Below are 25994 nucleotides of genomic sequence, written 5' to 3'. Positions count from 1 at the left end.
ATGCCCTGACGTTAAAACGCTAGCAAACTTTGTGGACAAAGGGGGAGATGGCGCATGACCGAATTGACGTATGCATGGACGGAGGAGATCCTATCTCCGCTGGGTGAGACAGCGGTTATCATCCAGTGTGGAGATCAATTGTCTGACGCTGTGCAGCGCAGAGTGATGTCTGTATGTGCTTTGCTGGAAAAAAGCACTTTGCCAGCCATGATCGAATGGGTGCCTTCTTACACGTCCGTTACAGTATTTTATGATCCGTTCATCTCCTCTTACCCTCAGTTATGCAAGATTCTACTTCAACAGTTGAATCAAATGAAGGAATCCGTACAAGACAAACCCAGAACGGTCACGATTCCCGTATGTTATGGTGGCGAGTGGGGCCCTGATCTGGACTACGTTGCCAGTGAACATGGACTGACCGCAGAGGACGTTATTGCGATTCATACATCCGGGGATTATCTCGTACATATGATTGGGTTTGCACCGGGTTTTCCGTATCTCGGCGGGTTGTCTGAACAGATTGCTACGCCCAGACGGGCAACGCCAAGGCTTCGGGTTGAGGCGGGTACAGTAGGTATTGGTGGCAAACAGACAGGAATCTATCCAGTGGACACACCCGGAGGATGGCAATGTATTGGACGAACGCCACTCCGGTTGTTTTGGCCGGAAGAGAACGTACCGAGTTTGCTGGCAGCAGGTGATCGGGTTCGATTCAAACAGATTACGATGCAGGACTATCTGGCCTTGAAGCGGAAGGAGGGCGAACGATGAGTATCGAAGTGATTCGCCCTGGTCTGTTATCTACCGTTCAGGATGAAGGCAGAACCGGCTATCGCCGGTATGGTATTCATCCTGGCGGGGTCTTGGACACCTTTGCAGCCAGAGCAGCCAATATGCTTGTGGGCAACTCCCGACATGCGGCAGTGCTGGAGATGACGATGACGGGACCGGAGCTTCGATTTCAGGAGAGCCAGCTAGTCTCATTATGTGGAGCTGATTTGACGGCAACGGTGGATCATCTGCCTGTACCTTTGTGGCGTCCTGTGCTGGTGCGGGCAGGAAGTGTACTGAAGTTTGGCCCATGTCGTCATGGTTTGCGTGGATATCTGGCGATTGCGGGTGGAATAGCTGTGCCTGAAGTGATGGGCAGTCGAAGTACAGACCTCAAGACAGGTCTTGGCGGTGTGGAGGGCCGAGCCTTGCACGTGGGGGATCTGTTATCCATAGGTGAACCTTCTGGTGAAGCGCAAGGTTGGATGCAGCGTATGGAGCAGCAGGTAAAGCAGAGTAAGCGGGACCACCGAATATTGGCGCCTGCGTGGCTTTTATCTGAACGTGAAAGACCTGACTATTATGGGCAACCTGTTATTCGTGTGATGGAGAGCAAGGATAGTTCGCTGTTCAGCGAGACGAGTCTGGGACAATTCTATGCCGAAAAATACGTGATCTCTCCACAATCCGATCGGATGGGCTATCGCTTGCAAGGCTCCAGACTGGAGCTGGATCAGCCCCTGGATCGGCTGTCTGAAGCCGTTACCTATGGCACGGTGCAGGTGCCACCTGATGGTCAGCCCATCATCTTGATGGCGGACCATCAGACGATTGGAGGTTATCCTGTCATTGCACAGGTAGCTCGGGTGGATATACCAATCCTGGCTCAGGCTAGGCCAGGAACCCAAATTTCTTTTAAAAAGATTACGCATGATCAAGCCGGACAGTTGTATATGGAACAGGAAATCAATATGCAGTTCATGGATAAGTTGATACGCAGAAGAATGGCAGGAATGGGGGGCGCTTAATGAATACCTCGAAAACCTTGGATATCAATTGTGATCTGGGCGAAAGTTATGGTATATATCGCACGCTGTCGGACGAGGCCATTCTACCCTTGATTACATCAGCCAATATTGCCTGCGGATTTCATGCAGGAGACCCGGCTACAATGCGGCTGACGGTGGAGAGGGCATTGGAGCATCAGGTTGCGATTGGAGCCCACCCTGGGTTGCCGGATTTGCAAGGATTTGGCAGAAGACGTATGGACATTACGCCACGGGAAGCATATGACATGGTGGTGTATCAGATCGGTGCGCTGGATGCCTTTGTCCGTGCAAGTGGGGGGCACATGCATCACGTAAAACCACATGGTGCTTTATACAATATGGCCGCAGAAGATGCGAAGCTTGCTGAAGCCATCGCCGAGGCGATCTATCAAGTGCAGCCTGATCTGTATTTGTATGGTCTGGCGGGCAGTGAGTTGATTCATGCCGCGGATCGCATCGGTCTGCGTAGTGTGAGCGAAGTGTTTGCGGATCGAACCTATGGGACGGACGGAAAGTTAACTCCTCGCAGCCAAGCTGGAGCCCTCATTGAAGAATCGGGACAAGCGATTGCTCAAGTGCTTCGGATGGTGAAAGACGAAGTCGTTGTATCCACGGATGGTACGTTGGTTCCCATTAAGGCAGAGACTGTCTGTATCCACGGTGACGGTTCGAACGCTCTCGCATTTGCTCAAGAGATTCGTCGTGTGCTGGAATCGGAAGGCATTAAATTATCTTCGCATACCACGGGATGATAACCATGTTCAGCAGAACAACAGTAGTATCAGGTTGTTCGGATTGAACTTTGAAATTTTGGAATGACAAGGAGTGAATGAACAGAATGAAACCCATACGCAACTCGGCGAAGGCTGTCATTGTGCAGGATGGACGATTGCTGGTCATCCGGCTGGAAGACCAATATGGTACCGCTTATGTGTTCCCAGGTGGAGGACAGGAGAAAGGTGAAGAACTCAAGGATGCGGTCGCGCGCGAATGTCTGGAGGAGATTGGTCAGGCCGTGAACGTGGGAGAGCTGTTACATATCCGGGAGTATATCGGTAAAAATCATGAATTCGCCGAGTGGGATGCAGACATCCACCAGGTTGAATTTTATTTTGCGTGCAGCCTGATAGATCCGGAGGCAACCGTTTTTGAAGGCTCCAATCCAGACGACCACCAAGTCGCCGTGGAATGGATTGCCCTTGAAGAGCTGTCCCAGATTCGTTTATATCCAAAAACCATAGGTGAGTTGCTTCTTCAATCGGGCTCTTCATCAATCTATCTTGGAGATCTGAATTAAATCAGTCATGAAGAATTTAAGCGATAACCCCTTTATGTAAACATTTTTATAAAGAACTTTTCCAATTTTGTCACGTTAGCGTATCGGTTCATGGATTCACCATAGGTGAGGTGGGTACACTATAAGTACAGGCTTATTACAAAAGCATTTGCATTAAGCTGTCTCTAGTAATAAGGGATTAATGAACTGTCATTAAACACAAAGAGATAGTAACAACTACACTTCTCTTGTACTTTTTATTATTCACCCTTAATTGGAAGAACGGTAGACGTAGTGGAGGGGACGGAATCGATTCTGAGGAAGCGAAGTGTTCGCATGTATCTTGGGTTATCAATCATATATCCTTTGGAATTAAGCATTCACACGATAACGGAGAGGACAGAAGAAACCTGAAAAAGCGAAGCGATCGCCTAAAAGCTTTCTGAAAGAAAGCTACATCGGAAGCATACGCTATCACCGGATTTTTCCCTTGAGAAAAGGGAATCAAAAAATCTGGGGATAACAGCGATTGGAAGGTTATTCTGTCATCGTAGTGTCAGTGTAAATCGTCTTTAATCCAATGTATACGATGAAGAGATCAGGATCATTGCAAGATAACAGCGATCCAAAGAACGATCCGCACCCGCAACGGCCTTCTACAGAGTTCTTCCAACATCCCCCCAAACCGAAAGGAGCACTTCCCATGAACCAGACTGAATTGGAACAAAACATTGTAAAAGCATTGGAAAATAACCCTTTTTGCAGCTTCTCCACTGTGGAGAATGGTAAACCAAAATCCCGCTATATGGCGCTTTTCAACGATGGACTGAACATTCATCTGGCAACGAACCGCCGTACACACAAAGTAGAGGAACTGGAGAATAATCCGAATGTTAGCCTGCTACTAGGTTATGAGGCTGGTGGTTCCAAGGAAGTAGTTGAGATTGAAGGAACCTGTGAAGTGACAAAGAACGAAGGCTTGCGTGAGCAAGTGTGGAACGACGAACTGAAGGCGTGGTTCGATGGACCTAATGATCCTAACTATGTCATTCTGGACATTACCCCGACTCGTATTGAATACACGGGGAAAGATCATGAACATCATGTGTGGGCACAATAATCCGAATATGAACATAACCTCTGCAAAGTAGCGTCCTTATGCGAAAATACGCGCAGAGTTTAATCCAACCGTGAAAGCCATTAAGGTTTCACGGTTTTTGGTATGGATGAATAACGCTGAATTGGATATACATGTAAGGCACATGTAATATACGTATTTTAAAGATAATAAGCACTATATACCTACTAAAATGTTGAAAAAAATGTCGAATTCACGCATGATAATGTAAACTCGCCTAGGTATGTGCGGGTAATGTAAAAAATAATGCTTTTCAATGACTGAACATTGCGTTATGATTTGGAATGTAAACGACAAGCACAGACATAAATAGATGTTCATGTGAGATAAACTTACCTGAAATTCCGATGCATGTCATCAGAGCGTCAGTACGCACAACCCATGAAATCTATCTTTTTTCTGCACTCTTCGTTTGCCCATTAATGCATGATTCAATGTACATAACCGGGAGGGGTTATTTTGAAAATGAGAAAAAAAGTATTATCAAGCCTGACTGCCGTTTTGATTGCATTAAACGTGCTTGCGGTATTTCCGGTACCTGTGTCGGCTGCGGATGCTGCCAAAGTTAAACTGCGGATCATGGAGACCACAGACATTCATACCAATCTGGTTAACTATGATTATTATTCCGACAAAGAGACAGACCAATATGGACTCGCTAAAACAGCAACACTGATTAAGAAAGCCCGTGACGAAGCGAAGAACAGCCTGCTGTTTGATAACGGGGATCTAATTCAGGGGAATCCGCTGGGAGACTACACTGCCAAAATTGATCCATTGAAAAAGGGTGAGACTCACCCTGTATATAAAGCGATGAATCTGCTCGATTATGATGCAGGTAACATCGGTAACCATGAGTTCAACTATGGTCTGGATTTCCTGGACATGACGCTGGAGGGAGCGAACTTCCCTTACATTAATGCCAATGTCTATGTAGACGATGGTGATGATGATGAGACAAATGACAAGAACTATTTCACACCGTATGAGATTTTGGATAAAAAAGTAACGGATGAGACTGGCAAAGAACATACGATCAAAGTAGGTGTGATCGGATTTGTACCGCCACAAATCATGCAATGGGACAGCGCTAATCTTGAAGGTAAGGTCATCGCCAAAGACATTATTGCTACTGCGAAAAAATTCATTCCTGAAATGAAAGCCAAAGGTGCCGACATTATTGTAGCTATTCCTCACTCCGGATTTGAGGAAATTCCTCAAACGGATCTGATGGAGAACTCTGTTCTGTATCTGAGCCAAGTTGAAGGCATTAATGCTATTCTGTTTGGACATGCCCACAAAGTGTTCCCAAGTGCTGATTTTTCCGGCAAAAAAGGGGTAGACCTGGAGAAGGGCACCATTAACGGCGTTCCTGCTGTAGAGCCAGGATTCTGGGGGGATCACCTGGGGATTATTGATCTGGATCTAGAACAAGTGGATGGCAAATGGAAAGTGGTCGATTCCAAAACGGAAGCACGCCCAATCTATGACACAGCGGGCAAAAAACCACTGGTAGAGGCTGATCAGGACATCATTGATGCGGTTCATGAAGAGCATGAAGGTACATTGGAGTATGTTCGTGGTCCGGTGGGCGAGACGACTGCACCTATCAACAGCTTCTTCGCTCTGGTTCAGGATGATCCATCCATTCAGATCGTAACGAATGCACAGAAATGGTATGTCGAAAAACATATGCAAGGTACGGAATATGAGAAAATCCCTGTATTGTCCGCAGGTGCACCGTTCAAAGCCGGTGGACGTTCAGGCGCTTCGTATTACACGAATATTCCTAAAGGCACCATTGCCATCAAAAACGTTGCTGACCTGTACGTGTATCCAAATACGGTACATGCTGTAATGGTTAACGGCGCAGAACTGAAAGAATGGCTGGAATGGTCTGCAGGTCAGTTCAACCAGATCGACCCGGCTAAAGGTGGACAACAACAACTGATCAACAATGACTTCCCAACGTACAACTTCGATGTTATCGATGGTGTAACGTATCAGATTGATGTGACACAACCAGCCAAGTATGACGGCAAAGCAACCGTTGTAAATGCATCGGCAAGCCGGATCAAGGATCTGAGTTTTAACGGTAAACCGATTGACCCAGCGCAAAAATTCATCGTAGCGACGAATAACTACCGTGCTTCTTCGTCCAAGCTGGCTAACCCGGACGGTAAACGTATTGTTCTGGCTGCACCGGATGAGAACCGTCAAGTGATCATCGACTACATCCGTGAGAATAAAACGATTAATCCGGCAGCGGACGGCAACTGGTCCCTGGCACCAATTAAGCCATCTGCTGGGTTAACCGCAGCAGCGCTGAACGATCTTGAAGTTGTGTTTGCTTCTTCCCCGGATGCAAAAGATCTGGTTGAAGCAAACCCGGCGATGTCTTTCATTGGTACAAATGATGATGGTTTTGCTGAATACGGCATGAAATTGACTGGAGAAGCAACAACAACTCCGAAACCAGGTACGGAGCCTGCTCCTACGCCTACAAAGCCAACTAAACCTACGGAGCCGACTACTCCAACCAAACCAACGACCAAGCCACAGCCTGAGAAACCAGCGGGCGGCAAAGTGGTATATGTGGTGAAAAAAGGCGATAACTTGTACCGCATAGGTTTGAAATATGGTGTAGACTGGCGCAAGCTTGCGACAGCTAACCAAATCTCAAATGTGCATAACCTGAAAGTTGGACAGAAAATCGTGATTCCCGCTTCTTAAAGTTTAATAAGTTGAGGGAGACCGACAGTCATCAGACTGTCGGTCTTTTTTTCTGCAAATTTGAATATATTTGTTCCAAGAACCGTCATACAGGAAGTCATCAAAACAGTAGAGATTAATTTTAAGACCCATGATATAATATTTACAAACTTTGGGTATATACAAGTGAACATTAATGGACATGGAATCTAAATTGGCAAGGGGGGTCCTACATGAATTGCAGTGGCTGCAGTCCAATCTATCCTATAGAGGGCCAAGGTACCTTGTACTTGCGTCCCATTTCCCCCGCTTTGCTGGAAGCGCTACAAACGCCGGGAAGACTTATCGAGACGTCGGATGACATGATGTGGATGGATTTTTCGAATCTTGAGACGGTTCAGAATTTAATAAAAGAGATCGGCGAAATTGATCCGACATTACGTGATTCCCTAACCGTTCAGATTCTGCCTATTTACGAACAGGTTAATGAAGAAAGCTGGATTAGTCTAACTATGCAGGAGTCTCGTTTCAAACATGCGGAGCTTGTTTCCATTATTCTGGAGCATCAATTCAGCAGTCATATGCAACCCATCGTTGATGCATCGGAGCAGATTATCGGATATGAGTTTTTGCTTCGTCCTGCTGAGAATGGAAAATCCTTCAGTTCCTATGAATTATTTGAAGTTGCGCGTGAGACCGGACTACATTCTTTTCTGGATCGATTGGCGCGTATTACTGCTATTGAGACCAGTGCTCTTTTTCTGCCGCATGGTGTCAAACGCTTCGTAAATTTCCTGCCTTCCTCCATATACAATCCCGAATATTGTCTGACACATACGTTTGAAGCGATTGAACGTCTTTCGCTGGACCCTAAAGATTTTGTGTTTGAAGTCGTGGAAACAGAGCAGATTCAGCATATGCCCATCTTGCAGCAAATATTTGAGGTATATCGTTCCCGTGGAATGTCGGTTGCACTGGATGATGTGGGTGCCGGATATTCGACAATAGAGTTGATGAATCGGTTAGAACCGGATTTTGTCAAAATAGATCGAAGTCTTATTGACCGTTGTGATCAGGATTCGACCAAACAAGAGAAAATTCTTCATATTGTTGAGATGTCGAGTCGATTTGGAGGGCAAGTCCTTGCCGAGGGGATCGAACGAATGGAAGAGTTTGAATTCTGTCGTTCCATAGGTATTGAGCTTGCACAGGGCTACTATTTTGGTAAACCCTCTGCGCAACCTCCAGGCGGTCCTTACTCTAATACTTCATCTAATTCATGGAATAATTATTAACCTGTACCTTGTACAAGTCGCTTCTGATCAGAGGTGGCTTGTTTGGCGTGCCTGCACATTTTTCTCTCAAATAAATACCCTCATTTAGCCGATATATAAGATAAGCCTTTTAGATTGATCCATACATACAAAGAAAGAGGACATTTTTACATTTTGAGGGGGAGAAAGACATGAGTGAAACTCAGGATAATAAACCAATGAAAGCAGCGAAACCTACCAAACCAAAACATAGTCAAAATAAAAAGAAGAAAAAGAAAGGTTTTGTCTGGAATATAAGGAACAAACTATTGGTCTCCTTCCTGGCCGTTCTACTCCTGCCAAGCTTGGCAGTCGGCTTAATCACACTAACGATGGCTGAAGATGGCGTACAAGGACAATTAGTGGATAGTGCCATGCAAAGTGTGAGCACTGCCAATACCATTGTAGAAAGCCAAGTGAATTACAAGATTCATGACATTAACTATTTCGCGGATGCTCTTGATCCGAGGCTGATCAAAGGGGAGAACGATAGTCCCGAGCTTCAGTTGAAGCTGGAGCAATATCTGGGCTTGCATCCCGATGCCATGAATATTTTTGTAGGAACAACAGACGGAGTCATGGTTCGAGGTAAACCAACAGCGAGCAGCACACGGGGAGATGCTTTTGACCCTAGGGAGCGGGAGTGGTACAAACTAGCGATGGAAAAGCCAGGTACAGCTGTTGTATCAGCTGTATCTGTTAATACCGATGGTGTTGCAGTTGTGTTTATCTCCAAAACATTAAAGGATCAATCCGGTGTCATCGGTTTATCTCTGGACCTGACAGACCTGCAAGAGCAGACATCCATTAAGGTGGGCAAAGAAGGCTACGTCATTATTATGGATGCAAACAAAAACTATGTCGTATCCCCTGTAGCAGATGCAGGTACGCCGGAAACGAGTGGCTTGCTGGATGAGATGTATGAAGGTCCAGAAGGTCAATTCGATTACGTGTTCAACGATCAGCCGAAGATGATGATTTTTTCAACAAATGAAGCAACAGGCTGGAAAATTGCAGGCACGATGCTCAAGAGTGAAGTAACTAATGCAAGTAAGGATATTCGCATGGCCACATTTATTGTTATTCTGGCGGCTACGTTCCTTACACTCCTCTTTATTATCTGGTTTACACGCTCCATGCTGCGTCCAATTAAACGACTGCAGGAATCTGCCAGAGCCGTGAGTAAAGGTGACTTGACCGTGAAAATGGAAACAGGGCGTAAAGATGAAGTCGGAGAACTGGCGAAGTATTTTGAACGTATGGTCGATAACCTGCGGATGATGATTCTGGGCGTACAGGAAACGACAGAGCAGGTATCTGCTTCTTCTCAAGAGTTGTCTGCCAGTGCAGAACAAACTACCAAAGCGATTGAACATTCAACACTGGCCATTCAGGAACTGGCTGAAGGTGCAGAGCAGCAGGTAAACAGCGTGAAAGACGGATCGGGACAGATGAGCCGAATGGCAGAAGATGTTCGAATGATGTCGGAGCGTGTGCAGTCGATTACGGCGAATATGCGGCATACGTCCGGAGCGGCTTCGTCTGGGAATGAGGCAGCAGGACAGGCTGTGGAGCAGATGAACAGTATCCAGGAAACGGTGGAGCAGCTAGGGACGGTGGTTCAATCTCTGAATGCACGTTCCGTTGAGATTGGTAGCATGGTTGACGTCATTGCATCCATCTCCAAACAAACGAACTTGCTCGCATTAAATGCTTCTATTGAAGCGGCAAGAGCGGGGGATGCGGGTCGTGGGTTTGCAGTTGTAGCTGGTGAGGTACGTAAACTGGCAGAAGAATCCGGAAGTTCGGCAGCGCAGATCGGTGAGGTGGTTCATAATATCCGTCAGGACATGGATGCCGCTCTAATCGCTATGAATGCGGCTCAGACTCGGGTAGGAGAAGGAATTCAGGCCGTGAATACGTCAGGACAATCCTTTGCTCAGATTCGGGAGGCGGTGGAAGATGCTGTTCATACATTGGATGACTTGTCCGCAACAACGAAGCAACTGGAGAGTGGTGCATCCCACGTTGCCAAGGCGATGAGTGATATTTCGAATGTGACCCAGGAATCGGCTGCGAATACAGAATCCGTGTCTGCATCTTCGCAAGAACAACTGGCATCGGTAGAAGAGATTGCATCATCCTCGGCACACCTGAATAGCATGGCAGAACAATTACAAGGATTGCTTGGCATGTTCAAGATGGTGGAGGATACACCGAAGGATAAGGGTAAAGAATAATTCCTGGCATTGAACACCATAACTTACCACACATTTTATATTAAAAGAAAATAAAGATAGACAATATTCCTGTTGCCCTGTATAAATATATCGTCTGGTCATTCCGCGCATAGAGCGGTGTAATCTTACAGTATAAGATCGAATTAACGAAATAATATATTGATACAGGGTACAGCAGGAGGCTCTATGGTATACGTAGCAATACTGATTTTTGTAGTAACGATCACCTTGGTGATCTGGCAACCTCGTGGATTGGGTATCGGTTGGACTGCCTCTGGTGGGGCATTGCTTGCCCTGCTATGTGGAGTTGTCAGCTTAAACGATGCCTCGGATGTAGCATCCATTGTATGGAATGCAACGCTGGCCTTTGTTGGCATTATTATGATTTCTCTCATTCTCGACGAGACGGGTTTCTTCGAATGGGCTGCCCTTCATATGGCAAGGCTGGCTGGAGGAGACGGTCGCAGACTGTTCTTCTACTCCATTCTGCTGGGAGCCGCGGTGTCTGCCTTGTTCGCGAATGACGGTGCCGCGCTCATTCTGACGCCAATTGTGCTGGCAATGGTGCGTGCATTGAAGTTTGATGAGCGCATGGTGCTGGCTTTTGTGATGGCGAGTGGATTTATCGCCGATACCACGTCGTTACCGCTGGTCGTTAGCAATCTGGTTAACATTGTGTCGGCCGATTTCTTTGGCATTACATTTGTGGAGTATGCGGTACGCATGGTTGTGCCCAATCTGTTCTCAATCGTAGCGAGTACGGGGATGTTGTTTTTGTTCTATCGCAAAAGCATACCCCTTCGCTACGACATCTCCGCGGCACGTGACCCGAAGGAAGCGATCCGTGATCCACGGATGTTCCGAATCGCCTGGTTCATGCTTGGGCTGTTACTCGTGGCTTATGCATCTAGTGAGTTTCTGCCGATTCCCGTGTCGGTTATCGTTGGCTCTGTTGCGTTGCTGTTCGCTTTGTTGGCACGCAAGAGTGAGGCTGTTGATCTGAAACGGGTAATTAAGGAAGCGCCATGGTCGATTGTGGTGTTCTCGGTGGGCATGTATATCGTCGTATATGGACTGCGGAATGCAGGGTTAACGGATCATCTGAGCCGCTGGCTGGATGCCATAGCAGAGCATGGTCTGCTGGCTGCTTCGCTCGGGATGGGCATTATCGCTGCTGTATTATCATCGGTGATGAACAATCTGCCGACCGTGTTGATTAACCTGCTAGCCATCCAGGGCGCGCATACCGAAGGTATTATCCAGGAAGCATTGATCTATGCCAATGTCATTGGTTCCGACCTGGGTCCCAAAATGACCCCAATTGGATCACTTGCCACATTGCTGTGGCTGCATGTGTTGTCCCGTAAAGGTGTGAAGATCACATGGGGGTATTATTTCAAAGCAGGTATCATCCTGACGATCCCGACACTTTTGATCACGTTGGCCGGGTTGGCGTTGTGGCTCTGGATTTTAGGTTAGTACAATCGTAATTACATTTGGAACCAGAACAAACCGTTAAGGGCCTAGTGTTTGTAGGGATCGCGCTTATTGTTATGGATGTAGTGGTACTATACACACAAACCAACCTTTTTAGAAGGTTGGTTTTTTTTTGTTCTGTTTTCCTTCCCAAACGATTCTTAAATAGAATACTAACTTAGAATTTTAAAAAAGTGGGTATCATAAACGAATACACGATCACTTCCTAACTATTAGGAAAGAGTATAGGCTTGGTGGATATAAAGCGCTTGCATTAGTATGTGTGTAAGGAGGAAAGCCAAATGAGAAAACGTTACATTAAGCTATTAGAGCATTTAAAACAATCTGAGCATGATTTTGTGAGTGGAAGCGAATTAGCTAATCTATTTGATGTAACGACTAGAACGATTCGCAATGACATCAAAGAAATGAATGAAAATTATTTAGATAAAGCAATGATTATTGGCAATACTCGCAAAGGATACAAATTAGTCGGGGATTTATCCAGCCTGTATAAAAATGAAGATGATGACGAAGAAAGAGCATTTCATATTATCAAAGCACTGTTATCGCAGACTGATTTTATTACGTATGAGGATCTGGCTAGAACGCTTTATTTTTCGACTCAAACGATCCGAAAAGACGTGCAAAAATTATTGCAAACGATTCAAGCAGAAAAGCAGAACATCGAAATTGAAGCGATTATCTTCCAAGGTATCCGGCTTAAAGGAAGCGAAGTTGAGAAACGGATTTTGCTCAAAAAACTAGTCACTACCGATTGTCTCAAACACATGCCGATAGACGAAGCACTGCAATACTATTTTGGCGATTGGTTCAACGAATCTTCTATTCATTTTATCTACGCTTGTATTGAAGAAGAGGTTGCCAAGTATAATGTATTGCTAAGTTTTCAAGAATTATTCTCGATCTGTGTGAATGTTTTGATCAGTCTTAAACGAGTAAGTCTTGCACAAAAAATAACTGAACAGGATATGAGGTTGGATCATACAAGCTTTGAAGAATTAAAAATAGCCCAATCTATTCTGATCCGTCTGGCTCCAGAAATGGATATCCCTTTTGATGAATATGAGTATCAGTATTTAGGTTACCTGCTAATCGCATTGCAGATCTTACCTAAAAAGAATGAAGAAATCGGGCATGAACACGTGAATGAAATGGAACAAAAAATCAAATCAGTGATCCAAAAAGTTGGAGAGCAATATGGATTCATTAGCTACAAAAACCAAGGGTTACTTGATCGATTATTAGCTCATATTACCAAATCATTATACCCATTAAAGTATTATTTCCCTGTCGAAAATCCTTTTATTGCTCAAATAAAATCAGAATATACCAATGCTTATAATGTCGCAGTTGTGTTGGCAAAAGAATTGCAATTTTGCTTAAATATCAAAATACCCGAAAATGAAATCGGTTACTTGACGTTACACATTATGGGCATTATTGAGAACTCTCAAGATAACAGAAAACGGATTGCAATTATTTATGGCAAAAATCTATTAGTCGGCAAGCTATTGGAGCGTAAGATTAATCTCTATTTTCCGAATATTAGAATCGATAGTCTATTAGCTAATCATGAAATACATCTTCTTCCCGAAGGAATTGAAACGATTATCACAACGAGCGAGATTGCCGAACAACAGCAGTTAAATGTACAAAATATCATTCTGGTAAGTGAAATGATTACAAGTGATGATATGAAGAATATTTCGATTCAGTTAAATCGTGGACTACTCAAATATTATTTATCACCAGATGATGTTTTTTTCCTAAATGAAGACAATCCAATTGATTTGTTAAAAAAACTTACAGAACTAGGCGATATTCAGCATTTATATACCAGTATTGTGGAAAGAGAAAAAATGTCGAGTACCAATATTGGGAATTTGGTCGCGATGCCCCATCCATTTGATTGTGGAGATAACAAAAAACTACGTGTACTGGTAGCGATTAATAAGCAGAAAATGCTATGGGGTGATCAGATGGCGCAGATCATTTTTCTGTTTATTCCGCCGAAAAATCAGAAGGTGAATAACACCAAATTTTTCGAAGAAATTTACGATGTGTTTAAACAGACCAATATGACAGAAAAACTACTCCATATCACCAATTACGATGAATTTTTGGAAGTCTGGTCTTCCAAATAAATCTAGGAGGAATTCAAATGTTAATTAATATGAAAGATTTACTTAAAGTAGCGTATGAAAATAAATTTGCAGTCGGATCATTTAATGTAGCCAATAGCGAGTTCGTCAAAGTGGTCATTACAGCCGCAGAGGAGCAGAATTCGCCTGCAATTATGCAGATTCACCCGAATGAAATTGATCTAGTCACTGATGGGTTTATAGCTTATGTGCGAGAAGCGGCATCCAAGTCCAAAGTACCGTTTGTTATTCATCTGGATCATGGAGCGACGATCAAAGATATTACGCGTTCGATTCGCAATGGGTATACATCAGTCATGATGGATGCATCTCATTTACCTTTTGAGGAGAATATTGCGGCAACCAAGGAAGCGGTTGAACTGGCTCATCTGGTCGATGTATCTGTAGAAGGTGAACTAGGTACGATTGGGAGTAATGAAGGCAGCTCGGAAGGTGGGGCTGACGAGATACTGTATACGAATCCAGAAGAAGCGGCGATTTTTGTAGAACAAACAGGTATCGATACACTTGCTGTCGCTGTAGGTACTTCACATGGTATTTATCCTCAATCCAAAGATCATTCGATCAAAATCGATCGTTTGAAACAAATTCATGAAAAAGTAAAAATTCCGTTAGTGCTGCATGGTGGATCAGATAATCCTGATGAAGAGATTAGAGAAGCAGTGAAGCATGGGATAGCGAAGATCAATTTATCAACCGATATGAAGCGAGCATTCTACAACCAATTAAGAGCGACACTCGATGCAAATCCGAAAGCATATGAACCGGATCAACTGATGCCTGAGGCGACCAAAGCGGCAACAGAACTGGTGAAGAAAAAAATGGATCTGTTCGGTTCTACGGGTAAAGCATCCCTTTATAAACTGGGAGAAATTTAAGAGGAGAGATCCATCATGAAGATTTCTAATGTCTTAAAACCAGAAAATATCATATTAGATGTCACCGCTACGACCAAAGCCGAATTAATAGATGAATTGTCGCAAAAGTTAAACGATAACGGCTATTTAAGCGATATTGAGCAATTTAAAAAAGATATCTGGGCACGTGAAGAACAGGTTCCTACAGAAGTGGGATTCGGAATAGCCATTCCACATGCCAAGTCTACTGGAGTGCAGTCCCCTGCCATTATTATGGGCAGATCATTAAGCGGTATTGAATATAGTACCGAATCATGTAATTTATTTTTTATGATTGCAGTCGATCAAAGCTCTTCATCAGAGCATTTGCAAACATTATCCAAAATTTCGACCTTTTTGATGGATGAACTATTTAGAGCGAAACTTATCCTTGCTCGAGATCAAGAAGAGATTGTCCGTTTATTTGAACAGGCAGAAGAGCAAGATGCGCAGGCACTTCAACGTCCTAAAAAGCATGCTGGAAAAAAAGTGGTTGGAGTTACAGGCTGTCCTACAGGAATTGCCCATACGTTTATGGCCGCGGAAGCATTGAAAAATGCGGCCAAGGAACTCGGTGTACACATTAAAGTGCAAACCAATGGATCAACAGGTGTTGGAAATCAATTGACTCCTGAAGATATTGCTGAAGCTGATGGTATTATTGTGGCGGCAGATGTCAAAGTCGATATGGATGTTTTTGGCGATCGTCCAGTGATCAAAACCTCTGTCAAAAATGGAGTCCATCATGCACAAGAGTTAATTGAAGATGCGATTGCTGGAAAAGGTGTCGTTTTGAATCAAGGCAACAGTAATCTTAAAGAAGCAAAAGAAAAAACACGTTTAAAGCAGCCTAAAATATACAGCCATATTATGAATGGTGTATCCTTTATGATTCCTTTTGTAGTGGCAGGCGGTATATTGATTGCGCTTTCGTTTATGTTTGGTATTCATGCGGCTGACCCAAATAGCCCGGACTATAATGCTTTCGCCGCTTTTTTAAGTACAGCAGGGGGTAGTGCTGCTTTTGCATTGATGGTTCCTGTATTAGCAGGGTATATTGCGTATAGTATTGCTGACCGTCCAGGATTGGCACCTGGTATGATTGGAGGTATGCTGGCGACTATTGGAGGTTCCGGCTTTTTGGGAGGTATGCTGGCTGGATTTATCGCCGGTTATACGATCATAGCTCTGAAAAAATTAGTCAAAGGCATTCCTGACTCACTGCAAAGCCTGTCACCTGTGCTGATCTTGCCATTAGTAGGTTCATTTATAACCGCCTTGATTATGTATTTTGTCATCAACAGTCCGATGGCTTGGATCAATGAGTCGTTACAAGGTTGGCTAAATGGTTTAACAGGTTCTAATGCTATTTTATTAGGAGCACTTCTGGCAGGAATGATGGCATCTGATATGGGAGGGCCGATTAACAAAACAGCATCTGCATTTGGACTGGCAATGTTCGCCAATCAAATCTTTGAACCTTCTGCTGCTCTGATGGTTGGAGGTATGGTTCCGCCACTGGGTATTGCATTAGCCACAACATTATTTAAGAATAAATTTTCAATCGAAGAACGTAATGCAGGCAAAGCCGCTTATATTATGGGTGCGTCGTTTATTACAGAAGCCGCGATTCCTTTTGCCGCAAATGATCCCTTGCGAGTTATTCCATCCAATATTGTAGGTGCAGCGATTGGTGGAGGAATGAGCATGGCTCTAGGTATTTCGTTACAAGCTCCTCACGGTGGAATCTTTGTTATTCCCATTGCGGCAAGTAATCCATTATTGTATATTGTCTGTATTTTAGTTGGTTCCATCATTACAGCTTGTATGATTGGATTGTTAAAGAAACCTGTATATCAACCAAAAAGTAATTCAAGCGACCCGTCAGATAAAAAAGCCTTAACAACTATGAAATCTGCATAAATTCTCTAACCAGCTGGTGCCATGCACTGACTGTGAGGCAGTTTTTGTTTGTTCTATATAACGGATTGATTCAATATCTACATTAAGTATTTACACAAGGCCAGCCTTTTATAGGGTTGGCCTTTTTGCCTACTTCCCAGGCAGGAGATTGAAATGCCTGAGATCCAACGAGCGCTGACACAGCGCAGGGAAACCGCGATCAGAAGAACGATCCGTAACCGGAACGGCCACTCAGGGTATCAGCTTACTTAATATATCTATAAGTAAATTTTTTTCATGGAAATCTGGACACAATACGGATTAAAACAACGTCCGTTCCCGAAACGACCTCTTCAGCGCTAGATTAAATCCCAGATATTTCAAAATGCTGCCGATATTTTTAACATTGCGTTTACAAAACACTGATTTTAAGATGACATACCGAAACTACAATGAGTAAAGAGTTGATGGTGAACAAACAAATTCACAAAACGCCATCACTACATTGGGGGAGGAAAACAAAACATGTTTAAAAAGTTGCCGTTTATTTTGATGACCTTAACGTTCGTACTGGTACTCGCAGCATGCGGATCGAAAAATGACGCTGGTACAGAGGGTGCCGCAAGCAATGGATCAGGAGAAGCTGCTACTGAGCTTAGCGGTAACATTCTGGCAGTCGGATCGACAGCATTGCTACCTCTGGTAGAACAAGCTGGACAGAAATTTATGGCAGTTGATGAATATAAGAACGTAACGGTTCAAGTTCAAGGTGGCGGTAGTGGTACTGGTTTGACACAAGTATCTGACGGACAAGCTACAATCGGTAACTCTGATGTATTTGCAGAAGAGAAACTGGAGGACGAAGCCAAAGTAAAAGAACTGGTTGACCATCAAGTAGCAGTAGTAGCTATGGCGCCAGTTAGCAACAAAGATGCAGGTGTAGAAGATTTGACGAAGCAACAACTGGTCGACATCTTCTCCGGTAAAGTAACAAACTGGAAAGACGTTGGCGGCGCGGATAAAGCAATCGTTATTGTAAACCGTCCGAGCAGTTCCGGTACTCGTGCAACTTTTGAGAAGTATGCATTGGGTGCAAAAATGGGTGATATCCAAGGTTCGATTCAAGAAGATTCTTCTGGTAACGTAAAAAAATTGGTATCTGAAACGCCAGGTGCTATTGGTTACCTCGCCTTGTCTTACTTGGATGACAGCTTGCAAGTGTTGAAATACGAAGGTGTAGAAGCAACAGTTGAGAACGTAGAAGCAGGAACTTATCCAGTGTGGGCTTACGAGCACATGTACACAAAAGGTAAGCCAGATGCAGCAACACAAGCATTCCTGGACTACATCTTGAGTGACGAAATTCAACAAAATGACGTGACAGAACTGGGATACATTCCAATGTCAGGTATGAAAGTAAAACGCGATGCGGCAGGTAATGTGGTTGAGTAATCTTTGAACTTGCGCATACAGCGAAAGAGGCGGACTTAGGTCCCGCCTCTTTACGCGGTTTGCTCTAAAATAATCCCATATTTTGCATTAATTCTACTATAGAAGGATGGTTGTTATGGAACAGACCGAAGGGGGAACGGTAATGAATAACAAGTTGAAACCGCGCCGGCCCTTAAAAGAGAAACATTATTGGGAAGAGTGGACGGGACGGATCTATACGTCGATTTGTGTCGTTTTCCTGATCGTTGTCATGTTTTCCATTGTTTATTTTGTAGCGTCCAAGGGACTATCCACATTTTTCCAAAATGGAATAAGCATCAGCGAATTCCTTGGTGGAAAGACGTGGAATCCGACCGGAGAACCTGCGTTCTACGGGGCATTACCGTTCATCACTGGTTCTTTCATTACAACCTTGCTTGCAGCATTGATCGCAAGTCCGCTTGGCCTGTGTGCAGCGCTCTTCATGACAGAGATTGTCCCGGGTAAAGGCAAAAAGATCTTGCAGCCTGCGATTGAGCTCTTGTCCGGAATTCCATCCGTTGTATACGGATTTATCGGTCTGAGTGTCATCGTACCTTTGCTTCGCAGTATCTTTGGTGGAACAGGCGTCGGGATTGCAGCCGGATGTCTTGTTCTCGCGGTAATGATTCTTCCTACGGTAACAAGTATTATGGCAGATGCATTGTCCGCGTTGCCAAAAGGATTGCGTGAATCCTCCTATGCACTCGGTGCCACTCGCTGGCAAACCATCTACCGTGTCATTATTCCAACAACTTTGCCAGCTTTGTTGACAGGTGTCGTTTTGGGTATGGCCCGTGCTTTTGGTGAGGCACTTGCTGTGCAGATGGTTATTGGTAATGCACCGCATGTTCCAACATCCTTGCTTGAATCAGCTTCAACATTAACAAGTGTAATTACACTCAGCATGGGTAACACCACGATGGGTTCTGTTCATAACAATGCACTGTGGAGTATGGCGCTTGTCCTGTTGGTGATGACCTTTGTCTTCGTCATTCTGGTTCGCCTGCTTGAAAGGAGAAACCGGGTATGAAAATGAAGGCAAAGACGGTAGATAAAATTGCAACATCCGTTATCGTTGTACTGGCCCTGTTCATTGTTATTCTATTGCTCGGTCTGCTTGGATTCATCATGTATAGAGGCATTGGGCATATTAGCTGGAACTTCCTGACGAGCGCACCACAGTTGCTTAAGGGTGGCGGCGGGATTGGTCCACAGCTCTTCAACTCCGTATTCTTGCTTGTCCTGACCTTGATTGTTACCATTCCACTCGGATGGGGCGGCGGGATTTACATGGCGGAATACGCCAAACCAGGCAAGATTACCAGCTTCATTCGTCTGGTCGTTGAAGTATTGTCATCATTCCCATCCATCGTTATCGGTTTGTTTGGTCTCTTGCTGCTAGTAAATCAATTTGGTCTTGGGTTCTCCCTGATCTCGGGTGCCTTGGCTCTGGCGATCTTTAACTTGCCACTAATGGTACGGACAACGGAGCAGGCCTTCCGGGCTGTTCCGAAGGAACAGAAGGAAGCAGGTCTGGCGCTTGGACTGTCCAAGTGGAAGATTATCACTTCCATTCTACTGCCTGTGGCATTGCCGAGCTTGATCACGGGTACGATCCTGGCATCGGGCCGGATCTTCGGTGAAGCAGCTGCGCTGATGTTCACCGCAGGTATGAGTAGTCCACCTTTGGACTTTACAGATTGGAATCCGACGAGTCCAAGATCACCGCTTAATCCTTTCCGTCCGGCAGAGACACTTGCTGTCCATATCTGGAAAGTGAATAGTGAAGGTATTGGGCCAGATTCCAAAGAAGTGGCAGCAGGGGCATCGGCCGTGCTTGTCATTCTCGTGCTGGCGTTCAATCTAAGTGCACGCTGGATCGGTCGGGTTGTATTCCGCCGCATGACAGCTTCGAAATAAGGAGGAACCAACATGGCCATACCTTTTGGTACGGAACAGTTAAGCATATATTATGGACATTTCCAGGCGGTCAAGCAGATTAGCCTGACGTTTCCTGAAGCAAGCGTAACGGCTCTTATTGGGCCGTCTGGTTGCGGTAAATCCACGTTCCTCCGGTCGCTGAATCGGATGAACGACGAGATTGCCGGTTCCCGTACAGAGGGACATATCTGGATGGACGGTAACGATCTGAATGAGCCTGGAACCGATGTAATCAAGCTTCGCCAGAAGATTGGCATGGTGTGGCAGAAGCCAAATCCTTTTCATAAGTCCATCTACAACAATATCGCGTTTGGCCCCCGCTACCGTGGTACGAAGAGTAAGAAGGCACTGGATGAAATTGTGGAAAAAAGCTTGCGCCGTGCTGCGCTCTGGGACGAAGTGAAAGACAGACTGCATGAGTCAGCTCTGTCTCTCTCTGGCGGACAACAGCAGCGCCTATGTATCGCTCGCGCTTTGTCTGTTGAACCACAGATTCTGCTGCTCGATGAGCCGGCATCTGCACTTGACCCGGTATCTACGGGTAAAGTTGAAGAGTTGATTACCGAGCTCAAGAAGGAGCTGCGGATTGTTATTGTTACCCATAACATGCAGCAGGCGGCACGCATCTCGGATTATACAGCTTATTTCTATCTGGGAAGCATGATTGAGCACGGGGATACAGAGCATATTTTCACGAACCCGGACAATCGTCTGACGCAAGAATACATTATGGGTCGTTTCGGTTAATTGGATCATGGAGTGTAACATAGAGTAATAGACAAAGAGATTAAGAAATAATAGAGACAAAAGAAAGCACAATGCCTGGACGGTTGTTCGGGGATTGTGCTTTTTTAATTTATAATTTTAGTGGGATTTTCTGTATGCGGGATAAACATTATGCTACGATATTTAGTGTGGAGAACGTTTACATGACTTCGAAGGAGATGTTGATAATCACTACGGATCAGATGTCTTACGACCATATGGCAGCTCAGATTATACAGAACTACACTATTGAGAAACCTGTCGTTTCATATATTCGTCATAATGAGAATCTGACATATCATGTCGTTGATGAAGCAAGCGGGCAGAAGTATCTGCTACGTATCCATCAAGCCGCATATGCAAGTATGACCGGCATTCAGCATACGCTTCCTGCGCTGGAGGCAGAGATGAACCTGCTTCATGAGTTAAAGGCAACGACAGCATTGCGCGTGCAGCATCCGGTACGGAATGTATCGGGTGAATGGGTCACGGTATGGACAAGTGAGGCAGGTAAAGAAATCTGCTGTACAGTACTGGAGTGGATTGAGGGAAGGGACATCCAGCAGGGAGAACGCCTGACAACAGAGCAGATCTATGATCTGGGGGCACAGCTGCAGATGCTTCATCAATATGGGCGTGAGCAGAATCAGACAGATCGAACAAAGGTGCGGCCGGCATATGGCAATAGCCATGAGAACTTGGTCATGCTCGGGCAGCTAGATGAAGGCGTCCGACTGGGGATTTTTACAACGGAAGACTTCGATCTGCTTCGTGAGACGTTTGAGAACATTAATGAGCAGTTAGAAACATACCCGCAGCACGCAGGGACATGGGGGATCATTCATGGGGATATTACTCGCAACAATCTGCTGATAACGGAGCAGGGGATTTCCATGATTGATTTTTGTCTACACGGTTATGGATATTATCTTTTTGATGCCGGAGGGGCAGCACTTATGTTCAATCGGGAGGAACGTGACATATTCTTATCCGGTTATACCCAACAGATCGCACCACTGACGGATCGTGATATCCGGTTAATGGAAGGGTTTATGTTGATCTTTACACTGGGTTATTATGCCTTTCAGATGGCGAATGAGTCGAGGCACGAATGGATGAAAGATCGCATGCCGAAGCTATGCAGCAAGTATTGTAGACCCTATGTACAGAACGAGAGCATCTTCTATGAGTTATGAGGTGTTTCCTTTTTTAGGAGCTATAACTTAGGATTAAGATTGTGAATATTACCTGGGCGTCCTGAACAATCGGGGTGCTCTTTTTGCATGCATTAGATAGCGATCGTAATGGACATTTATGAAGAAAGTATAAACTCTGAGGAGAGTCAACTTTTCTTAGCTACAATATAGTCATGGGAGGATGAAGCAGCGATGAGAGACAGCGAGAATATATTGCTGGTGGAGGATGATCCGGAGATTGCCCGTATTTTGAGAGACCATCTACGTCATGAGGGTTATGGTGTAACTTGGGCATCAAGCGGTTTGGAGAGCTGGGAAGACTTTAGGGAGGGAACCTATCAATTAGTCTTGTTGGATCTGATGCTACCGGAAATGGATGGGTTCACGGTATGCAAAAACATTAGACTGATCAGCGATGTTCCGCTGCTCATGATGAGTGCTCGAATCGAGGAAGAGAGCAAAGTCAGGGGGCTTGGGCTGGGAGCTGACGATTATATTACGAAGCCCTTCAGTCTAACGGAACTTACAGCTCGCATTAAATCTCATCTGAATAGGTACCGCAGATATCAGGGCGTAGAGCCGGATTCGACAGATAGACAGTATAACGATGGGTTATCGATTGATTATTTGAATCAGCGCGCACAGGTTCATGGAGAACATGTGGCACTAACCAACAAGGAATGGGCTTTGCTCATACTACTTGCTTCTCATCCTGGCCGGGTGTTTACCAAGGCGGAACTGTATGAACATGTCTGGAGTCAGCCAGAGGCGGGGAACTCGAGTACAGTCACAGTTCATGTGAAGAGCCTTCGGGCCAAGCTTGGTGACGAGCCCCATCATCCACGCTGGATTCAGACGGTGTGGGGCAGTGGTTACCGGTTCGTGGGGGAGCCTGAGGAATGAAGTTGAAGTACTGGTTAATGCTTGCCTTCCTCATTGTAATGCTGCTGCCTGTCGCTGCTGGGTGGGCGCTGTACTCCCTGTATAACTATTACAATGATCAGCGTGCCGTAACGGAATATGTGGAGTTGTCCGGACAATTGGCTCCTATTGAACTGGCTTTATCTGACCCGGAACTGTACCAGCTGCACTCGCCTGATGCTTTCGCTGCACTCTCTGAATTGGAGAATGGCCGGGTGAACTTTGCTCTGTATTTACCAACAGGGATTCGGGTGTACACATCAGAGGGGAGTACATGGTCTGCTGGAGCTTACACCGTTGGGGGGGCGGAGCTGTATCGTAATTTGTACAACTTACAGATTCGTCATCGTACATTTTCGTTGAAGAAACCCGTATGGGAAAAGGGTGAGTTGGTCGGCATTTACGAAATCGTCATGCTACGTGGAGATTGGCTGGAAGGCATATCCTTGCGGACTACCTGGGTCATGGGTCTCGCTGCTACTTTCTTTATTCTGTTATACGGAACAGTGCTGTGGTTGCTATCCCGAAAGCTCTTTCGGCCGATGAAATATCTCATAGAACGAATGGATGCTTTTGCACGGGGAGAGGCTGCTACGGATGTGGTACCTGTTCGTCATGATGAAATGGGCATCTTGCTCCAACAGTTTGATGCAATGCAAGACAAGATCAGACATACTCAGGCCGATGTGGAGAGGGAGCAAAAAGAAAAAGAGCTCATGATCGCCTCGTTATCCCATGATCTGAAAACACCGTTGATGTCCATTAGTGCCTATACGGAAGTACTTAACGGTGATCGTCAACTGAAACGCCTTGAAAGGCAGGAATATCAGGATGTGCTGCTCGGAAATGTGGAGCGGATGAAACAGATGATTAGTGAACTTGAGATGTATACGGCGTTGGGTTCCAGTGAATCGGAGATGGCCATGGTTAAGGTGGAAGGTGAAGAGTTTTTTGATATGCTGCTTGGGAGCTATGAGGGACTTGCCGAGCGTGGTCAGATTGACGTGAAGATGGATGTCCGCACAGATCAACTGTACCGAGTTCATCCCGAACAACTGATGCGCCTGACAGATAATCTGATAAATAATGCACTACGCCACACAAGGACGAACGGTGTAATGGGACTAGGGGTTATTGCTTCAGATTGGGAGCTTCCTGAATGGATTATTCCTCCGCTTGGAGCTGAATTGGATAACTACAGGGCGGGAGCAACATTGATCATAGTACAAAACGAAGGTCCTGCTATTCCTGAGGAACAGCTCATTCGTATCTTCGAACCCTATGTTCAACACCAGAATCAGGAGGAGAAGACATATGCAGGTGGTTCGGGATTGGGATTGAGTATAGCCAAACGGGTTGCAATAAAGCACGGAGGGGATATGCGCATGTGGTCATACGAAGGATATGGAACGCTGGCAGCATGCCGATTGCCTGAACATGGAGAATGTAAACGCAGAGAGGGTGGATAAGATGATGAAAAAAGGATGGATGATGCTGGGTACTGCTGTGTTGGCAGGCGCCCTGCTTGGAGGTTGCGCGGAGAAGGATATGCTGGCTATGTCAGGAGATGAGATGATTGAGAAGGTTGTCTCAGCAGAAACAGAACCCGCCTCGTATTATGCGGAAGGTGTGATGAAGATATGGGCGGATGACAAGCTGACTAACACGATGCAAATTAAGGAATGGGTAGATGGTGAAACCGGACGAAAGCGCACGGAAACATCAGAGAATGGCAATGTCAGTTACGCAGTTAATGATGGAAAGAAGATCATCATATATGAAAAAGAAACAGGGGCAGCATATTCCATGGATGCATCATCCGTGTCACAACAACCTAATCAAACCCAGAAGCAAATATTGCTCGATCAACTAGAGCGGTTACGTACTACGCATGATGTGAATATGATGGGACAGGAGAAACTTCATGGACAGGACGTCATTCATATTGAATTGACACCAAAAGAAGAAGGCGCATTCTCCATATCTTCAGAGTATTGGGTAGATCCCAAAACGTGGATGATTGTCAAAGTAAACAGCGCATATGGGGATGGAAAATCAGAAATGGTCTATGATCCGATTCAGTATGACCCTGAATTCACAAAGGATACTTTCGTAATTGACATCCCTAAGGAGGTCGATGTGAAGGACTTGAACGATATGATGCAGAATTCCGAAGTGACCCTAGAGGAAGCGGAAAAAGCGTTGGAACAGCCGTTCCTACAGGACATGAGTGGAGAATTCGAACTATCACGGATCGAAATGTCTACATCGCGCGGTGAGCTGAGCAGAGATGAAGTAACCTTGTATTATGTAAGTAACGACAAGGTAGAAGTCAGCCTGACTGTATTCAAGATGCCGGAAGAAAATGTGGACGATACACTAATACCGGATGAAGCCGAGATTAAGGTTCGTAACACCGAGGGTTCATATATGAAGAGCATTCGGAACATATCATGGAGTGAGAATGGCTTGCGGTACTCCATCATGGGTGAAAACGAAGGATGGACAAAGGCAAAGCTGCAAGCTTGGGCGGAAGAACTGACCCTTCCCAATCCGTCTAGATGAGCTAAAGAATAATAATAAGGTTGCCGCAGAAACGAAGCGGCAGCTTTTTTTGTATATTCTCCTTTTGGTGTGGTGGATATCTATTCGATCTCCTTTCAGTCCATTCCAAAAAGGCAAGAGGGCAACTTCACGTTTACAGTTCAATATGCATATTCATAGAAGACAATCTTGATT

20 protein-coding genes are annotated in these 25994 nt (G+C 45.1%); all 20 read left to right on the top strand.

Going from position 1 to position 25994, the window contains the following annotated elements; all coding sequences use genetic code 11:
• Positions 1-54 precede the first annotated feature (54 nt).
• The 20 genes from pxpB (at position 55) to EL84_RS00965 (ending at position 25820) form a co-directional block, all read left to right on the top strand.
• A complete protein-coding gene (gene pxpB, locus EL84_RS01060; protein ID WP_047840361.1) occupies positions 55-771 on the top strand; it encodes a 5-oxoprolinase subunit PxpB in 717 nt (238 codons plus the stop codon).
• Entirely contained in the window at positions 768-1799 is a 1032-nt protein-coding gene (locus tag EL84_RS01055; RefSeq protein ID WP_047840360.1) for a biotin-dependent carboxyltransferase family protein, read from the top strand. The genes pxpB and EL84_RS01055 overlap by 4 nt, the downstream gene beginning before the upstream one ends.
• Positions 1799-2572, top strand: coding sequence for a LamB/YcsF family protein (locus EL84_RS01050; protein ID WP_047840359.1), 774 nt, complete (start codon positions 1799-1801; stop codon positions 2570-2572). The genes EL84_RS01055 and EL84_RS01050 overlap by 1 nt, the downstream gene beginning before the upstream one ends.
• A gap of 86 nt (positions 2573-2658) precedes the next feature.
• A complete protein-coding gene (locus tag EL84_RS01045; RefSeq protein WP_047840358.1) occupies positions 2659-3117 on the top strand; it encodes an NUDIX domain-containing protein in 459 nt (152 codons plus the stop codon).
• A gap of 682 nt (positions 3118-3799) precedes the next feature.
• On the top strand, positions 3800-4216 hold the full coding sequence (locus EL84_RS01040) for a pyridoxamine 5'-phosphate oxidase family protein (RefSeq protein ID WP_047840357.1): 417 nt from the start codon (positions 3800-3802) through the stop codon (positions 4214-4216).
• Positions 4217-4693: 477 nt separating this feature from the next.
• The gene (locus EL84_RS01035) at positions 4694-6967 is read left to right on the top strand and encodes a bifunctional 2',3'-cyclic-nucleotide 2'-phosphodiesterase/3'-nucleotidase (protein WP_082218784.1); all 2274 of its coding nucleotides are present in this window, start codon (positions 4694-4696) and stop codon (positions 6965-6967) included.
• A gap of 212 nt (positions 6968-7179) precedes the next feature.
• Positions 7180-8241 (top strand): EAL domain-containing protein, encoded by a 1062-nt coding sequence (locus EL84_RS01030; protein WP_047840356.1) that lies wholly within the window; start codon positions 7180-7182, stop codon positions 8239-8241.
• 170 nt (positions 8242-8411) lie between these two features.
• A complete protein-coding gene (locus EL84_RS01025) occupies positions 8412-10499 on the top strand; it encodes a methyl-accepting chemotaxis protein (RefSeq protein ID WP_053061339.1) in 2088 nt (695 codons plus the stop codon).
• A gap of 186 nt (positions 10500-10685) precedes the next feature.
• Positions 10686-11978 carry an arsenic transporter gene (locus tag EL84_RS01020; protein ID WP_047840355.1) on the top strand — a complete coding sequence of 431 codons (1293 nt, stop codon included), beginning with the start codon at positions 10686-10688 and terminating at the stop codon, positions 11976-11978.
• A gap of 299 nt (positions 11979-12277) precedes the next feature.
• Positions 12278-14143, top strand: coding sequence for a BglG family transcription antiterminator (locus EL84_RS01015; protein ID WP_047840354.1), 1866 nt, complete (start codon positions 12278-12280; stop codon positions 14141-14143).
• 17 nt (positions 14144-14160) lie between these two features.
• Positions 14161-15039 carry a ketose-bisphosphate aldolase gene (locus tag EL84_RS01010; protein WP_036616777.1) on the top strand — a complete coding sequence of 293 codons (879 nt, stop codon included), beginning with the start codon at positions 14161-14163 and terminating at the stop codon, positions 15037-15039.
• Positions 15040-15054: 15 nt separating this feature from the next.
• Positions 15055-16980, top strand: a complete 1926-nt coding sequence (locus EL84_RS01005; RefSeq protein ID WP_047840353.1) for a PTS fructose transporter subunit IIABC — start codon at positions 15055-15057, stop codon at positions 16978-16980.
• Positions 16981-17484: 504 nt separating this feature from the next.
• Entirely contained in the window at positions 17485-18411 is a 927-nt protein-coding gene (locus EL84_RS01000) for a phosphate ABC transporter substrate-binding protein PstS family protein (RefSeq protein ID WP_047840352.1), read from the top strand.
• A 115-nt stretch (positions 18412-18526) separates the two neighbouring features.
• Complete coding sequence (pstC, locus tag EL84_RS00995; RefSeq protein WP_017690972.1) at positions 18527-19462, top strand: phosphate ABC transporter permease subunit PstC; 936 nt, start codon at positions 18527-18529, stop codon at positions 19460-19462.
• 2 nt (positions 19463-19464) lie between these two features.
• A complete protein-coding gene (gene pstA, locus EL84_RS00990; RefSeq protein WP_026081329.1) occupies positions 19465-20352 on the top strand; it encodes a phosphate ABC transporter permease PstA in 888 nt (295 codons plus the stop codon).
• A gap of 12 nt (positions 20353-20364) precedes the next feature.
• Entirely contained in the window at positions 20365-21120 is a 756-nt protein-coding gene (pstB, locus tag EL84_RS00985) for a phosphate ABC transporter ATP-binding protein PstB (RefSeq protein WP_036616781.1), read from the top strand.
• A gap of 182 nt (positions 21121-21302) precedes the next feature.
• Positions 21303-22334, top strand: a complete 1032-nt coding sequence (locus tag EL84_RS00980; protein WP_053061338.1) for a phosphotransferase enzyme family protein — start codon at positions 21303-21305, stop codon at positions 22332-22334.
• A gap of 192 nt (positions 22335-22526) precedes the next feature.
• On the top strand, positions 22527-23237 hold the full coding sequence (locus tag EL84_RS00975) for a response regulator transcription factor (protein ID WP_047840351.1): 711 nt from the start codon (positions 22527-22529) through the stop codon (positions 23235-23237).
• On the top strand, positions 23234-24724 hold the full coding sequence (locus EL84_RS00970) for a sensor histidine kinase (RefSeq protein ID WP_047840350.1): 1491 nt from the start codon (positions 23234-23236) through the stop codon (positions 24722-24724). The genes EL84_RS00975 and EL84_RS00970 overlap by 4 nt, the downstream gene beginning before the upstream one ends.
• A gap of 1 nt (position 24725) precedes the next feature.
• Positions 24726-25820 carry a LolA family protein gene (locus tag EL84_RS00965; protein ID WP_047840349.1) on the top strand — a complete coding sequence of 365 codons (1095 nt, stop codon included), beginning with the start codon at positions 24726-24728 and terminating at the stop codon, positions 25818-25820.
• Positions 25821-25994 lie beyond the last annotated feature (174 nt).

It is taken from the genome of Paenibacillus sp. VT-400 (genome assembly GCF_001029205.1).
Classification (GTDB): domain Bacteria; phylum Bacillota; class Bacilli; order Paenibacillales; family Paenibacillaceae; genus Paenibacillus; species Paenibacillus amylolyticus.
The sequence above is the reverse complement of the archived record's forward strand: the minus strand, read 5'-3'. Positions and strand labels throughout refer to the sequence as shown.